This window comes from Oceanobacillus locisalsi, from assembly GCF_042675985.1.
Lineage (GTDB): Bacteria > Bacillota > Bacilli > Bacillales > Amphibacillaceae > Oceanobacillus > Oceanobacillus locisalsi.
Genome location: NZ_JBHTKK010000016.1, coordinates 1 through 15,409 on the forward strand (window position 1 = coordinate 1; position 15,409 = coordinate 15,409).

A 15,409-nucleotide genomic window follows, 5' to 3' on the forward strand; every position below is an offset into this window, starting at 1 on the left:
ACAAAAGATAAAACAATTTATCAGTTACTACAATGAACATTTGGCTAAACCATTCCGTTGGACGAAGGAAGCTAAAACCTTACAAATTTAATGTGGGGTATTTACTTCAGCCGCGTGGCACTAGTACGTCCTGTACGTCGGAAAGCAAAACGGTCCGCCGCAGCGGTAGCCTTACACCTTACCTGCTCACCTGTGCCAACATCTGTATGAAATGAAAGTTACTTTTTAAAGTGCAAAAGTTAAGATATTAATAAATAATAAAAAGAAGCCTGTGCTCTAGATTGGAGGTAACCTAGAGAAAGCTTCTTCTTGCTTTCTTATCCGTAAAACGCTGTTCTATTCCATTTGTTTTGCCAGGAAAACAGAGGCTGTTTCTGCTGCTTTCTGTTCTACTTTGTTCAACTTATCATCTTGAGAGAAAATCATCACGCAGCCAATTGGATCACCATTGGCAATGATAGGATGAATCGTATAAGAGTGCAGTTCCTGTTCCTTCCCATCTATAATTTCTACTTGCGTTTTATCTCCTTCATAAACCGGAGAACGTCCTTCAATAATATCTGTCATACGGCTGCTGAGCGGCTTATTTAAATATTCTTTCTTGGACTCTCCGGCGATAGCAATAATTTCATCTCTGTCTGTAATAACGATGGGCGCTTGTAAAGATTGAAATAATGCCTCCGCATATTCTTTCGCAAAATGACCCAGCTCGCTAATTGGCGAATACTTTTTTAAAATGACTTCCCCTTCTCGATCTACAAAAATTTCGAGAGGGTCGCCTTCACGAATCCGCAAAGTTCTTCTGATTTCTTTCGGCACCACTACTCTTCCTAAATCGTCAATACGACGTACTATTCCAGTTGCTTTCATCTAAGTATCCTCCCATTCTAAGTGACAATTCCGGTTTGCATTGAAACCTTTTCATCACTGATTGTTGTTATAGTATGAATCAACCAGAAATAACTATACATTCCAAATGAAATTTTTGTAATTTTATCGGGGGTTGAGTCTTAATTTGATTAAAAAAAGCCGCTCTCTTACATAAGAAAGCAGCTTTTCTGCTGATTCAATCCTATTTAACGATTGACATCATTTAATTTTTTAATAAATTCTATCACGAGGTCATGACGTTTATAAGCTTTGTCATTACGCCATTTAAAGCCTGCTTTTAAATTTTGGTTTTCTGTTCCCAGGCTGATTTGACGATCAAATTGATTAGCTACTTCAAATAATTTAGAACCATCAATTTCCTGGCTGCGTGCTTCATCAACCAGCAATGTTATTTTCTTCGGCGCTTCAGTAATGGATTGGACACGCTGTTTTTTAGCATGCATTCGCATAATACTTACCGTGAATAAATTCTCGACTTCAGCAGGATAATCTCCAAAGCGGTCGATCAATTCATCTCGCAAATCTTGGACTTCTTCTGGACTGTCCAGATTCTGGAATTGTTTATACATTTCAATTTTCTGTTTCTCATCATCCAAGTATTCATCCGGAATATACGCATCGATTTTTAATGAAATCTCCGGTTCAAATGGCTGGATGTCTTCGATTTCTTTTCCTTCTTTACGTGCATCGATGGCATCTTTCAGCATTTGTGAATACATGTCAAAACCGACAGAATCAATAAATCCATGCTGCTGTGCACCGAGCAGATTCCCGGTACCGCGAATAGATAAGTCACGCATCGCAATCTTAAATCCGGAACCAAGCTCCGTAAAGTCTTTAATTGCCTGCAGCCTTTTCTCAGCAACTTCTGTTAATACCTTATCACGCTGATAGGTGAAATAAGCATAAGCTACCCGGTTGGAACGTCCGACGCGCCCTCTTAACTGATAAAGCTGGCTGAGTCCCATACGGTCTGCATGATTGACAATGAGCGTATTTACATTCGGAATGTCCACGCCCGTCTCAATAATAGTCGTACTGACTAAAATGTCAAATTCTCCTTCAATAAAACCGAAGATAACATTCTCCAATTCGGACTCGTTCATCTGCCCATGGGCAATAGCCACTCTCGCATTTGGCACCAGCATCCCAATGTCACGGGCGGTCTTTTCAATATTTTCCACTCGGTTATGCAAGAAGAATACCTGCCCGCCTCTGGACATCTCCCGATCAATCGCTTCTCGGATAAAAGTTGGATTATATTCTATCACATACGTTTGAATAGGGAACCTGTTTTCCGGCGGTGTTTCAATAACAGATAAATCTCGAACACCAAGCATTGACATATGCAATGTTCTCGGAATCGGTGTTGCGGTCAATGTTAATACATCCACATTGGTTTTCAGCTGTTTAATTTTTTCTTTGTGCTTTACACCAAAACGCTGTTCCTCATCGACGACAAGCAAACCTAAATCCTTATACTTCACGTCTTTTGACAGCAGACGATGCGTTCCTACAACAATATCCATATTTCCATTTTCCAGACCTTTGGTTGTTTCAGTGGATTGTTTACGGGTGCGGAAACGACTTAATAGTCCAATGTTTATCGGGTAATCCTGAAATCTTTCACGAATGGTTTCGTAATGCTGCTGCGCCAGGATCGTTGTCGGCACAAGAATAGCCACCTGTTTATCATCAGCTACTGCTTTGAAAGCGGCACGGATAGCTACTTCTGTTTTTCCGTAACCTACGTCCCCGCAGAGCAGGCGGTCCATTGGTTTTACTTTTTCCATATCTTCTTTAATTTCTGCGATACAGCGTAACTGATCTTCTGTTTCCTGATACGCAAAAGAAGCTTCAAAATCACGCTGTAATTCTGAATCTGGGGAAAAAGCATATCCTTGACGGGATTCGCGTTCGGAATATAGTTTGATTAAATCATCCGCAATATCTTCAACTGAACGCTGGACTTTACGCTTTACCTTTGTCCATTCCGATCCGCCTAATTTATATAATTTAGGTTCTTTCCCTTCTGAACCGACAAATTTTTGAACCAAGTCAATTTGATCAATCGGCACAAACAGCTTATCGTCGCCGGAATATTGAATCAGCATGTAATCCTTATGCAGTTTATTTACTTCCAAGGTTTCAATCCCGATATACTTTCCGACACCATGATTTGCATGGACAACATAATCGCCGACTTTTAGTTCTTGGTAACTTTTTATCCGTTCGGCATTGGTAACTTTAGGCTGCTTTCTCGGGCGCTTTACTCGCTGTTTGAATAATTCATTTTCCGTAATGATCGCCAATTTATGCATCGGAAACTCAATGCCGGAATGCAAGTTGCCAACAATAATAGTCGGCTTTTGGACAGGCAGGGTTAATTGCTTCTCCACCTGTGTCTCGATATCATAATCTTCTAAAATAGAATGTACTTTCTCCGCCCGCTGTTCATTAGGCGTAAGAATAACAACAGAAAAATCGCCCTTTTCCCAGCGTTTTAACTCATTTTTAAATAAAGGCATCTGCCCATGGAATTCCTGCATAGACCTTGTCGATAGATTAATAACATTTTGCGGGTTGGTATTCGGAATATGCCGCATAAACACAGACATATAGACACGCGGATGTGTCATGTTATCTAGCAGTGTGTTCCAACCGAAAGAAAACTGGCTGTCACGGACCATTTTATTTCCTTCCAGTAGACCGGTATACCATTCCAATTCTTCGTGGTCCAAATTGGTTGCCGTTTCATGAATGCGGCTCATTTCATCAAAAAAGATAACCCCATTCCTTGGCAGATAATCTAATAAACTAGCTGGTTCATCATATAAATAGCCAATGTATTTATACATGCCCGGAAAACGGTTGAATTGTTTAAACTGTTCAATATCCTGTTCAACTACTTCGCTCAGCTCTTCCTTATCAGAAGATGTTTTAACTTTTTTCAGCGTATCAGAAAGTGCATCTTCCACCCGTTCTGCGACTTTTACCATCCCCTGTTTATCAATCAGCAATTCCGTTGCAGGGTTAATCGTTGCTTCTTCTAATTTATCCAGAGAACGCTGTGACGCTGCGTCAAAATAACGGATAGAATCTACCTCTTCATCAAATAATTCAATTCGAATCGGATTCTGCTCCGTAATTGGGTAGATATCAATAATGCCTCCACGCTGGCTAAATTCGCCGGGCGCTGAAACCATTGAGGCGCTTTCATACCCCATTTCTACCAGGGAACGCAAGTAAGCCTCCACTTCAATGTCTTTGCCAACTTGAAATAGAAGCTGATATTTATTCCAATATGCTTTTGGCGGCAGTATTCTTTTTAATGCCGCGACAGGCGCAATTAATATCCCTTTTTCTCTCTCTGTCCAGGCGGTTAATGCATCAATGCGCTGAGCGCGCAATTCCGGACTGGCCACAGCCATTTCCGAGGCTATTAACTCATTGACAGGATAAAGATACACACCTTCACCATCCGTCAGCTCTGCCAAATCATCATAGAGCTGCTGTGCCTGGGCTAATTGATGTGTCACAATTAATAAAGGACGATTCATGGATTGATGTACGGTGGAAAGAAGCAGGCTTCTGGCAGAACCGCTTAAACCGGCAACCATCTGCTCTTTCATTCCTGCAAGCAATCCATCCATGACCGACTGAATGTCTTCCTGTGTTTTTAAATAATTATGAATTGCTTTCATTCGTATTCCCCTCTAAATTAATAAAGTATTTTTCAAAATGCTATAAGTGCGTGTTCAAAAAGTCCGATAAATAGGACCAAGAAGTTCAAGGCGACTAGAAAATCCCGAACGGAGCGTATGCTTTATAATACGTGAGTAACGGTTTTGGTGGGGCGAGTAATCGCAGCCCCATTGGAATTTGCTAGTCAACTAGAGAATTCGCCGCGTCATTTTTATTGGACTTTTTGAACATCCTCTATAAAACATATTATATCTATCTGGATAATGATTGTCCGTTTAAAGCTCATTCACTTATTGTAAGAAATAATCGAGCTCATGATAATCCGGATGTGTGTCGAGAGCCTGCTGGCAATATTCGCAAATAACTTCCAGGCGAAAAGAGCCATCTTGTGCAGGTGTCAACATTTCTGCCATATCCTGTTCTTTCAAAAGGTCAAGAAAACGCAAGGACACATCCATTTCTGTATCATTCAACATGCCGATCTCTTTCCCGCAATGCCGACAACCATAATTGATAACCATCAGATTCACCCCGATTTAAATACAAAGATTCAAAGCACAGTCTCTTTCCTGCATAAAGAAAGATGCCTGTGCACCTTTTCTTAGTTTTAACCGGGCTGAATTAGAATATACCTTCCTTCTCATTCATGTTTAAGTAGAAAGATATGTTTTAGTGATTGAAATCATTCATCACTTCGATAAATGGTTTTCCCTCTGCCCATGTTTCTATAGCATCTGCTGCATCTTGAATACTTTGTTCGACAGCTTTTTGCTCCTCTTTTGGAAACTTTCCTAATACATAATCTATAACAGGGGTTGCGTTTGCCGGACGCCCTACACCTAAACGAACACGTTTAAATTCTTTCGTACCTAAATGATTGATCGTCGAACGAACACCATTATGGCCGCCATGTCCGCCTTTTTGCCGTAATCTGATTCTTCCGGCCGGCAGATCCAGGTCATCATAGATAACTACCACATCGTCTGTCTCTATTTGATAATAATCCATCAATGGGCGAATGGACTCCCCCGATAAATTCATATAGGTTTGCGGTTGTAATAACATAATCTTTTCTCCATTGAAATGCTCGATGGCATAGTCTCCATGAAATTTGGAGTTATTTAATTTCCATCCATGCCGTTCCAACAGTGCATCAATTGTTTGGAAGCCAATGTTATGCCGTGTTTTTTTATATTTTCTACCGGGGTTTCCCAATCCTACAATTAATTTCATTATCATACCCTCACTTTTTCAAACCACATTTTTCCCAAATACAATAACCCTTCTTTACGCACACCTATACAGTGCACGTAAAGAAGGGAGGTATTAGAGGGTGTTCAAAAAAGTCCAATCAAACAGACTTATCCTTAAAAACTGCTGTTTAGAATACCCAGACCTTCAGATTTTGCCGGGCCGGTGTTATCGTTATTTTGAACACACACTATTACTTCTTGTTGATTTATGAATCAGGATTCCTCTGATCCGGATTTTTCATTGATGACTTCTGGTTCTCCACTTTCGTCAGCTTCTGTATCTAGATCTTCTTCTGTAGTTGGAGGAACAACGGAAGCAATTGTCGTATCCGGTTCAACCATAAATTCAAAGTTCCCTGTAACTTTCAAATCAGAAATAGACAGGCTGTCGTTTACATCCAAATCAGATACATCTACTACGATTTCTTCAGGAATATCTCTTGGTTTTGCGCGAACCAGAATTTCATAAAATGGCTGCTGCAGAACGCCGCCTTCTTTTTCGCCTTTTGATTCACCTTCCAGGCGAACAGAAACGTCAACGTCCATTTCTTCTGCCATATTTACGATATAGAAATCGGCATGAAGCACATCATCTTTCAATGGGTCTATTTGATAGTCGTGAAGCATTACATCTACTGCGCTGCCATCTTCGACTTTCAGTGAAATAATAGCGTTTCTGCCTTCATCTCTTACGGTTTTTACTAAATCTACACTATCCACAGAAATGGTTCTGGATTCTTTATCTTTCCCATAAACAACTGCTGGGATTCTACCACTTTTTCTGATTTCTTGTGTTACTGATTTTGTAAGATCTTCTCTTTTTTGTGCGTTTAATTGTACTGCCATTCGTATCACCCTCCAAGTTGATTAATAATATGATAAAACCTCGTCATTTATTGTGAATGTATTACATGTCTCTCAATAAAATAAACGGTCAATATAATACTTACCCTAAAATGGAACAAGTTAAACCTAAAAATTTTAAAAAGCGGAAAGCACCCTAACAGGCTGCAAATTCTTTTTTATGCATTAATCAAAAAGAATACTTACGGACTGCATTTCGTGGACGCGGATTATAGCTTCTCCAATCAGGGAAGCAATAGATAATTCGGTCACTTTATCAATTCTTTTTTCATCCGGTAAAGGTATCGTATCTGCGACAACAAGCTCTTTAATTTTCGAATTATCAATACGTTCCATTGCGGGACCGGATAAAACCGGGTGCGTACAACAAGCATAAACTTCTTTCGCGCCACTTTCAATTAATGCGTTCGCTGCTAATGTAATGGTGCCTGCTGTATCGATTAAATCATCAATTAAAATCGCTGTCTTTCCTTCAATATTGCCAATAATATTCATAACCTCTGAAACATTTGGTTTCGGACGTCGTTTGTCAATAATACCAATCGGCGCTTTTAAACGGTCAGCCATTGCTCTGGCCCGTACTACACCGCCGTGGTCAGGGGAAACAACAATCACATCGTCTAAATTCTTTTCCTCAAAGTAATCTGCTAAAATAGGGACACCCTGCAAGTGATCAATTGGAATATCGAAGAAACCTTGAATTTGCGGAGCATGCAAATCAAGTGTAATCATCCGGTTTGCTCCTGCTTTTTCAAATAAATCTGCTACTAATTTTGCTGTAATTGGTTCACGCGCTCTTGCTTTACGATCCTGACGTGCATAGCCGTAATACGGCATCACAATGTTAATGGATTTAGCAGAAGCCCGCTTCAACGCATCCACCATAATAAGTAATTCCATAATATGCTGGTTAACCGGGGAAGATGTAGATTGAATAACATACACATCAGATCCACGTACGCTTTCCTCTATATTAATTTGAATTTCTCCGTCACTAAATTGTGTTACGGTACATTTCCCTAATTCTGTCCCGATTTGAGCTGCTATTTTTTCTGCCAATGCTGGATTTGAGTTTAATGAAAAAACTTTCAGCGACGCGTCCTTATAGTTGGATGACATTCCTCTAACCTCCATGAATTTGTAATCTATTTTTTAAACTTCTTCGCATATCCTTCTTTATTTGCCTGTTTAGACCTTGCAATGGACAATGCTTCATCGGGTACATCATTTGTAATCGTTGATCCGGCTGCCACATATGCTCCTTTGCCCACTGTAACCGGCGCAATTAAATTGGAGTTGCATCCAATAAATGAATCATCTTCAATGGTTGTCAGGAATTTATTTTTCCCATCATAATTTACTGTAATTGTACCACAACCAACATTTACACGCTCTCCTACACTGGCATCTCCAACATAGCTGAGATGTGAAACCTTGCTGTTATCGCCCAGTTCTGTCTTTTTCAATTCAACAAAATTACCGATTTTCGTATCGTTTCCGACATTGGAGGCAGGACGTATATGTGCATAAGGTCCAATATTCACACGGTTGCCAATGCGGCTGTCCAGAGCAACACTGAACCGAACCTTTGTATCTTCCCCAACTTCACAGTCTCTTATTTCTGTATGCGGACCAATTTCCGATCCGGAAGCGATGGACGTTTCCCCTTTTAAAATCGTTCCCGGATGAAGGTATACATCTGCTGCAATGTCCACGTCCGGTCCAATATACGTATGATCCGGGTCTTCAATCGTTACACCGTTACGCATATGTAGCTCATTAATACGTTTTTTCATAATTTTTTCTGCTTCACTTAAAGCCACACGGTCGTTAATTCCTATTGTTTCATTAAAATCAGCTGCCACGTAAGCACTGATACGCTCTCCTTGATCAGCTAATATTTTTACGACATCAGGTAAGTAATACTCTCCTTGCGCATTGTCATTGGAAACGGATTTTAAAGCTTCAAACAATGCTTTATTATCAAAGCAATAGGTTCCTGTATTTATTTCTTTGACATCCAATTCTGCTTCATTGGCGTCTTTATGTTCAACAATTTTCTCTACTTCTCCTGCATGATTTCGAATAACTCGTCCATATCCGGCCGGATTATCTGCAAGAGCCGTCAATATACTTGCTTTCGCACCTGTTTGTTCATGGTGTTCAAACAATTTCTGGAATGTTTCTGCCCGAATCAAGGGGGTGTCTCCACAAGCTACAATTGTTACACCTTCCTTATCCTGCAACAAATCCCCAGCCTGCATCACAGCATGTCCAGTCCCCAGCTGTTCTTCTTGTACGACAAAATCACTGGTTTCTCCAAGCTGTTCTCTTACTTGCTCTGCTCCAAACCCGACAATGGTAACTAATTTATCCAGTTGTGTCTCTTGTAATTGATCCGCAACGTGCTGTACCATCGGTTTGCCAACTACAGGATGAAGTACTTTGTATAACTTTGATTTCATCCTTGTTCCTTGTCCTGCTGCTAAAATAACAGCAAATCGATTCGCCATTAGGAAACCTCCATCATCTCTAAATATCCATTTAAAAATATATCGTAAAAAAACCTTTATTTCAATTAAATAAAAGGTTTAATTTCTATTTCTATGTTATCATATTTTCTTTTTTTTGTTGCATTGCTTTACGAAAATGCATGAAAAAACTTTGACAATAGCAACCCTCTCCTAAAAATAATATGTTAACAAACAAAAAAGAAGGCAAATCTGCATTCAGATTTTTGCCTTCCTATCCATTCGCTATTAAAATTATCTGTCAGGAAACACCAGCTTCTTCTTTGTAACTCAACCCTTCTTCATCGCTGCTGTCCCGATGATACTCTCCTAAAACAGCTTCTTGAATCTTTGAGCGTGTCCCGGAGTTAATAGGGTGGGCTATATCCCTGAACTCTCCGTCCGGCGTCCGCTTTGAAGGCATTGCAACGAATAACCCGCTATTTCCATCAATAACACGGATATCATGTACAACAAACTCATCATCCAATGTAATGGAAGCAATAGCCTGCATTCTTCCATCTGTTTTTACGCGGCGTAATCTAACGTCAGTCACTTCCATGATGCTTCACCACCTTTTTCCTAATTCAAAAATCATCCTTTATACTTATATTACTTCAACATAAATTACAAAAATCCTTCTTATAAATACCAATAAAATAAAATATTTTAAATTCATTATTCTCTATACCTAAAATTTCGATTGCTTTCGACATTTTTAGTTACCATTATCCACCTTTTTCTTCCAAACATATCTATCATTCCATTAAAAAAGATCTTAATCTGTATATAGACTAAGATCTGTATGATATACCTGTGCTATGTGATTTCCCATTTTGGTTTACAAACCCATTTGATAATTTCCCGGTTGTACGGAAACGTGATGATTTTGTATGTCGACTGGAGAAATTTTTAAAAGAGAAGTATAATCCGTAACCACTCTTTCGTCTTCTTCATCATCTGCTTCTGCAAGGACACCGACAGCTTGTACAGTTGCAGAGAATTCCTTTAACAGGCTCTTTATTCCTGTAATCGTTCCTCCAGCTTTCATGAAATCATCTATGATACACACATTGGAGCCATCTGGTAAACTGCGTTTTGGCAGCACCATTGTTTGAATTTTTCTGGATGACCCGGAAACATAATTAATGCTTACGGATGATCCTTCTGTTACTTTCGGATCTCTGCGTGCTATAATAACGGGAACATTTAAAAAGGAAGCTGTTGCATAAGCAAGAGGGATTCCTTTTGTAGCAACTGTTACAATAGCATCAATCTCTAAATGGGCAAAGCAGGAAGCAAAAACACGTCCAATTTCCCGGACCATGGAAGGATCGCCAAGGATATCGCTCATATATAAATATCCTCCCGGAAGAATCCGTACAGGGTCTTCTAATTTCTTTTGAAGCGTGGTTATAAAATTTTCACCAGCTTCTGCAGAGCTGGTAGCAATATACTTCACACCGCCGCCAGCGCCGGTTGTTCTTTCTAAGTAGCCTAATCCTTTATGTTGAAACACTTCATTTATAATATCTAAATCCTCACTTATCGATGATTTTGTAGTATTACAAAGCTCTACAAAGTAAGGCAATTGAATATGTTTCCTTGGGTTTTCCAGAAAGTATTCTGTTAACACAACCAATCGATTACTTCTTTTCAAAATCACACCTCAAATCCGAATGTTCTTTATATAATATAGCATTTTCATATGCATTTTAGCAATGCCTATCCTAACATCCGGATTAATTGTACATCCTTGCAAAAGCCCCGCATGCTGTTGTAGATTCGCAGTGCTTTTCGATGATGCTTCATTAAGCCAAACACTGTTGGCCCGCTTCCGCTCATCATCACACCTTCTGCTCCTGCCAGCTGCATAGCTTCTTTTAACTTCGCCACCTCTGGGTGCATGGAGAACGTGATAGCCTCCAGCGCATTTCCCAAATGATGACATAACTTTGAGAAGTTCCCTTCGTATAAAGCCTCTAATACTTTTTCTGTCTCCGGATGCTCTAATTCAGGAATTTTAATTTGATCAAACACCGTATAAGAAGATACACCAATATCCGGCCTGGCAATAACAACCCAGCAAGCAGGCGGTGCCGGCAAGAATTCAATAAACTCACCGTATCCTTTCGCAATCGCTGTTTTACTGTGAACACAAAAAGCAATATCCGCTCCCAATTGTGCGCCCAAGTCAGCTAATTCCGTTAATGGGATATCCATTTGCCATAATCGGTTAAGCCCCCGTAAAACAGCCGCAGCGTCAGCACTTCCCCCAGCCAATCCAGCTGAAACAGGAATAGATTTATCAATCCGGATGTGAACACCTTTGTTTATTTTATATGTTTCTTTAAATAAGACCGCTGCTTTATATGCCAAATTTCTTTCGTCACTGGGAACATAACGGCTTTCCAAAGATAATTGAATTTTATCTGCAGGTAATTCCCGTAATTCTAAACGATCTGCTAAGTCTATCGTTGTCATGACCATTTCCACATCATGATAGCCGTCATCCCGTTTATTTAATACATCTAATGACAAATTTATCTTAGCAGGTGCCTTTTCCATGACAAGCATCTTCAATCACATCCTCAAAGCGTTGGAAATTCGTTCACCTATTTGAAATCATAACCCACGTCCATAAAAATATGTTTTATTGTATCATAATCAAAACGCAGAGGCTAATTTTGTACAGATAAAGAGAATGTCTGTTCATACAGGCTGGCAATGAGAATGACCCTCGTCAGTTCTGATGTGTAAATGATGTTTGAACATGCTCTTGTAGTGAAAAAGAGCAAGCCCCTTTTTAGGACTCGCTCTTTTTCATGCTTTCTTCTGCCATTTCAATTGCCCGTTTCACCATATTACCGGCGTCACGGGATTTTATTCCTCCCCAGCCCTCCTGCTGTACCGTATCGTAAAAACCTAATTCTTTCGCTATTTCTTCTTTCATTTGCGTAGACATCATCCCGCGTCTGCTCATATAAAAGCTCCCCTTTACGAATGAATGTATTTCTCGACCGGCAATCATAGCTTATGTATTTTCCTTTTATTCACCCGAAGAACAATTAACCAGGGGAACCATTTCTTGCACACATACAGGACAATCCCAAGAGCCTGTTAAAATGACACAATCCTATACACCTTCTCTTTTCCATGTACATAGCCTTTATAAAGAAAACAGCAGACAAATGCTTGTCTACTGTTTTAAAATAAGCGCTGAACTTCCTTCTACAAAATTTAGCTCCACCGTTTCTGTCAATATGTCTGTATAGCTGTATGAAACACGTTCGAATGCATTTTCGTCCTGGTCAAGCTCAACAATGAAAACAGAGGGATATGTTTCCGCTAGAATACCACATCTCTCAATGGTTTTCCGTCTTCCGCCATTCGCTCTGAGCCTTAACCGTTTACCTACCTGACCGTCTAGACCTTGCTTAATTTCGATCAACGTTTTGCCCACTACACTCCACCTCACATATACTTATTCTAACATATATGCCGATGGTAGGTCAAATAAAATATACAATTATATCAGCATATGTTTTTGGTTGTCAACTATGAATTATGGTTGTTTCTGTTATTATTTGTCGTATTTCTATTTTTATTCATAAATTGGTACAAAAAATAAGTTAGCAGGCTGATTTTATAACAATGCTCTTCCACTGTTTGTGATGAAAAGAAGGGAAATAGGAGCATCTTTGCAATCTCCTTCATTCCCTTTTTCCGGCATGATACCTTCTTATATTTCCTCTTCTGCTTCACTTGCCAAATAAGGCATGCCGGTTCGCAACAACCCTCTTGTTTGAATACCCCCCAAACCTTTTTCTCCGGTTAATGTATTACGGAGTGCTTCCCATACAGATACGCTTTCCATAAATGAGGTATACGCTACTTTCGCGGCAATATAAACCGGATCCAATGCATGAATATTGACTCGGGATGGGGAACTGGCAAAATTTGCTCCCGCGCGGATTAATGACTCAAAGTGCGATTGGCAAGCACCTGCAAAAATAACGAGCTCATCCAGGTTGGGATAAATATTTCTTGCTTCCCGTACTGCTTCTACAAAGTATTTGGAATGACGATAAGCACTTAAATCATGCTTCGATCCTTTATATTGGGAATAAGCATCGTGACCAGTAATAACCATAATATCGGGCTGGATTTTCTGAAGTAAATCTTTTATTTGAAATGACATCTCTGTCTCTGCAAAATGAACCCCGTGTACCTGCAGTCCAATCCGTTGATATAATTGGATGCATTTTCTTAAATAAGACGGGTCGCCATCTATATGAAGCACTTTTGCCGGCAGTTGAAAATAACTCACCGAATCTGTATAACCTTCTGTTGCCTCATAGTTTCTTTTTTCTTTCATCATCTGATAGTCCTGACGAAATAAGCGGTAGGACGATTCCTGTTTTGCTCTGTCAGCCGCTTTTCTTTTTTTGTGTTCTCTTTGGTCCACCAGGCTTAAATCAGACAGAGATGCATCTGCTTTTAACCGGAGTTCTTCTCCATGAAGGATAGCCGCTCCTTTTTTGATTTCTGCCACACGAAACAATAAATCATGATGATATGATTTCCTTGTTACTAACGCACCTTTCTGTATATCCATCACTGCACCTCTCACCTTTTACTCCTTCTTATTGTATGAATCAAAGTACAGCTCTGTTCCATCTAAAAAAGCTAATCAGAAGACATATCTTCCGATTAGCTTTCTGCCAACTCCTTATAAACGACATTTGCTAAGGTCGCAAATTCCTCCATGGTTAACGTTTCTCCGCGCCTGCTTCCATCTATCGCTGCTTCTTCAAGGAATACTTCTACCTGCTGTTTTTCAAACTTGTCCTGCAAGAACCTATTTAGATTATTCCGGAGCGTTTTTCTTCTTTGAGCAAAGCTTGCCTGGATTAGTTCAAAGAAGAAATCTTCATTATCTACCTGAACAGGCGGTTCTTTTCGCATCACAAGTTTTAAAACACTGGAATCTACATTAGGCTGCGGCATGAACACCTTTTTAGGTACATTTAATACCACGCTGGCTTCCGTATAATATTGTACAGCAATACTAAGCGATCCATAACTTTTCGTATTGGGCACAGCAGCCATTCGGTCTGCTACTTCCTTTTGAATCATTACAGTCAGACTTGTCACCGGAAGATGGGCACGAATAAGTTTCATCAGAATAGGTGTCGTAATATAATAGGGGAGATTAGCGACAATATGAATATCCTGACCTTCTCTGAAATAAGACTTGATGACTTCGGCTACATCCGCCTCTAATATATCATGATGAATAATCTCTATATTCGGATAGTCTGCCAACGTCTCTTTTAAAATAGGGAGCAGACGCTGATCAATTTCGAAGGCAACGACCTTCTCTGCATGAATCGCCAGCTGTTCTGTTAAAGCACCCATACCCGGACCGACTTCAATGGCTCCTGTTTCTTTTGTAATACCTGCTTGTTGCATAATATTTTCTAATATATTCACATCGATTAAAAAATTTTGACCTAAACTTTTCTTGAATGCAAAACCATATTTCTTCAGCAGTTCTTGGGTTCTCGACGGTGTTGCTATATATTTTTTAGACATCCTGTTCCTCCTGCTCTATCCGTTCAACCGCTTCTTCAAATTGTCTCCTGGAAATTTGAAATTGGGTGAGGCGTTTTAACAGCTGCTTCCCATTGGTGTGGCCAATATGCAAAAATTCTCCGAGCCGTTCTCTGCGCTCTGACGCTTTTTTGCCACCAATAAAACCATTGTTAACCAGATCCTCTTTAGTAATATCACTATCCGAAAAATCAGCCAGTTCATAAACCTCAGCTAGCGCTTTTTGAATATCCTCTACCGAAGCATGTTCAATCCCTAAACTTCTATTTCCCGCACGCTTTGCCTTCGCTTGATCTCTTCGTAAAAAAGCATGCTTACAGCCGGGAACAGCTTGATTAATCAAATGCCTGATCCGTTCACCCGGGTAATCGGGATCCGTGAAAACAATGACTCCACGTTTTTCCTTAGCATGACGAATTTTATCGAGCGTTATCTTATTCACTGCAGAACCATTTGTCTCAATCGTATCTGCATCTACAGCCAACTGAATGCGCGTCGTATCATCCCGGCCTTCTACTACAATCATTTCTTTTATTTTCAATCGTTTTCCTCCACTTTATTCTGTTGTCA

At 39.9% G+C, this 15,409-nt stretch carries 15 protein-coding genes; all 15 read right to left on the reverse strand.

All coding sequences use genetic code 11. The annotated features are described in order from the left end of the window. Nucleotides 1-336: 336 nt before the first annotated feature. Nucleotides 337-870: a stage V sporulation protein T gene (gene spoVT / locus ACFQ19_RS12865; protein WP_379592696.1), complete on the reverse strand. Its 534-nt coding sequence runs from the start codon at nt 868-870 to the stop codon at nt 337-339. 206 nt (nt 871-1,076) lie between these two features. Then, a complete protein-coding gene (gene mfd, locus ACFQ19_RS12870; protein WP_379592698.1) occupies nt 1,077-4,595 on the reverse strand; it encodes a transcription-repair coupling factor in 3,519 nt (1,172 codons plus the stop codon). 291 nt (nt 4,596-4,886) lie between these two features. Then, nucleotides 4,887-5,117: an anti-sigma-F factor Fin gene (locus tag ACFQ19_RS12875; RefSeq protein ID WP_379592700.1), complete on the reverse strand. Its 231-nt coding sequence runs from the start codon at nt 5,115-5,117 to the stop codon at nt 4,887-4,889. Between the two features lie 148 nt (nt 5,118-5,265). Next, the gene (gene pth / locus ACFQ19_RS12880) at nt 5,266-5,829 is read right to left on the reverse strand and encodes an aminoacyl-tRNA hydrolase (RefSeq protein WP_379592702.1); all 564 of its coding nucleotides are present in this window, start codon (nt 5,827-5,829) and stop codon (nt 5,266-5,268) included. Nucleotides 5,830-6,062: 233 nt separating this feature from the next. Beyond that, entirely contained in the window at nt 6,063-6,695 is a 633-nt protein-coding gene (locus ACFQ19_RS12885; RefSeq protein ID WP_379592704.1) for a 50S ribosomal protein L25/general stress protein Ctc, read from the reverse strand. 183 nt (nt 6,696-6,878) lie between these two features. Beyond that, nucleotides 6,879-7,832 (reverse strand): ribose-phosphate diphosphokinase, encoded by a 954-nt coding sequence (locus tag ACFQ19_RS12890; protein WP_379592706.1) that lies wholly within the window; start codon nt 7,830-7,832, stop codon nt 6,879-6,881. A 26-nt stretch (nt 7,833-7,858) separates the two neighbouring features. After that, entirely contained in the window at nt 7,859-9,226 is a 1,368-nt protein-coding gene (gene glmU, locus ACFQ19_RS12895) for a bifunctional UDP-N-acetylglucosamine diphosphorylase/glucosamine-1-phosphate N-acetyltransferase GlmU (RefSeq protein WP_379592708.1), read from the reverse strand. A 259-nt stretch (nt 9,227-9,485) separates the two neighbouring features. Continuing rightward, the gene (spoVG, locus tag ACFQ19_RS12900) at nt 9,486-9,785 is read right to left on the reverse strand and encodes a septation regulator SpoVG (RefSeq protein WP_379592710.1); all 300 of its coding nucleotides are present in this window, start codon (nt 9,783-9,785) and stop codon (nt 9,486-9,488) included. A 279-nt stretch (nt 9,786-10,064) separates the two neighbouring features. Continuing rightward, complete coding sequence (gene purR / locus ACFQ19_RS12905) at nt 10,065-10,883, reverse strand: pur operon repressor (RefSeq protein ID WP_379592712.1); 819 nt, start codon at nt 10,881-10,883, stop codon at nt 10,065-10,067. A 65-nt stretch (nt 10,884-10,948) separates the two neighbouring features. Further along, the gene (ispE, locus tag ACFQ19_RS12910; RefSeq protein WP_379592714.1) at nt 10,949-11,800 is read right to left on the reverse strand and encodes a 4-(cytidine 5'-diphospho)-2-C-methyl-D-erythritol kinase; all 852 of its coding nucleotides are present in this window, start codon (nt 11,798-11,800) and stop codon (nt 10,949-10,951) included. 229 nt (nt 11,801-12,029) lie between these two features. Continuing rightward, entirely contained in the window at nt 12,030-12,206 is a 177-nt protein-coding gene (locus ACFQ19_RS12915) for a small, acid-soluble spore protein, alpha/beta type (protein WP_080871821.1), read from the reverse strand. A gap of 216 nt (nt 12,207-12,422) precedes the next feature. Continuing rightward, nucleotides 12,423-12,686 (reverse strand): biofilm formation stimulator Veg, encoded by a 264-nt coding sequence (gene veg, locus ACFQ19_RS12920; RefSeq protein WP_379592716.1) that lies wholly within the window; start codon nt 12,684-12,686, stop codon nt 12,423-12,425. A 279-nt stretch (nt 12,687-12,965) separates the two neighbouring features. Further along, on the reverse strand, nt 12,966-13,841 hold the full coding sequence (gene yabG / locus ACFQ19_RS12925) for a sporulation peptidase YabG (RefSeq protein WP_379592718.1): 876 nt from the start codon (nt 13,839-13,841) through the stop codon (nt 12,966-12,968). Between the two features lie 95 nt (nt 13,842-13,936). Further along, entirely contained in the window at nt 13,937-14,821 is an 885-nt protein-coding gene (rsmA, locus tag ACFQ19_RS12930; RefSeq protein WP_379592720.1) for a 16S rRNA (adenine(1518)-N(6)/adenine(1519)-N(6))-dimethyltransferase RsmA, read from the reverse strand. Then, nucleotides 14,814-15,380 carry a ribonuclease M5 gene (gene rnmV / locus ACFQ19_RS12935; RefSeq protein ID WP_379592722.1) on the reverse strand — a complete coding sequence of 189 codons (567 nt, stop codon included), beginning with the start codon at nt 15,378-15,380 and terminating at the stop codon, nt 14,814-14,816. The genes rsmA and rnmV overlap by 8 nt, the downstream gene beginning before the upstream one ends. Between the last annotated feature and the right edge of the window lie 29 nt (nt 15,381-15,409).

Bases quoted from the DNA above. Each gene is read 5' to 3' on its own strand.
- yabG (WP_379592718.1), bottom strand. From the start codon at position 13,841: ATGGATATACAGAAAGGTGCGTTAGTAACAAGGAAATCATATCATCAT.
- mfd (WP_379592698.1), bottom strand. From the start codon at position 4,595: ATGAAAGCAATTCATAATTATTTAAAAACACAGGAAGACATTCAGTCG.
- glmU (WP_379592708.1), bottom strand. From the start codon at position 9,226: ATGGCGAATCGATTTGCTGTTATTTTAGCAGCAGGACAAGGAACAAGG.
- pth (WP_379592702.1), bottom strand. From the start codon at position 5,829: ATGAAATTAATTGTAGGATTGGGAAACCCCGGTAGAAAATATAAAAAA.
- rsmA (WP_379592720.1), bottom strand. From the start codon at position 14,821: ATGTCTAAAAAATATATAGCAACACCGTCGAGAACCCAAGAACTGCTG.
- spoVG (WP_379592710.1), bottom strand. From the start codon at position 9,785: ATGGAAGTGACTGACGTTAGATTACGCCGCGTAAAAACAGATGGAAGA.
- ACFQ19_RS12875 (WP_379592700.1), bottom strand. From the start codon at position 5,117: ATGGTTATCAATTATGGTTGTCGGCATTGCGGGAAAGAGATCGGCATG.
- ACFQ19_RS12890 (WP_379592706.1), bottom strand. From the start codon at position 7,832: ATGTCATCCAACTATAAGGACGCGTCGCTGAAAGTTTTTTCATTAAAC.
- ispE (WP_379592714.1), bottom strand. From the start codon at position 11,800: ATGCTTGTCATGGAAAAGGCACCTGCTAAGATAAATTTGTCATTAGAT.
- spoVT (WP_379592696.1), bottom strand. From the start codon at position 870: ATGAAAGCAACTGGAATAGTACGTCGTATTGACGATTTAGGAAGAGTA.
- ACFQ19_RS12885 (WP_379592704.1), bottom strand. From the start codon at position 6,695: ATGGCAGTACAATTAAACGCACAAAAAAGAGAAGATCTTACAAAATCA.
- ACFQ19_RS12915 (WP_080871821.1), bottom strand. From the start codon at position 12,206: ATGAGCAGACGCGGGATGATGTCTACGCAAATGAAAGAAGAAATAGCG.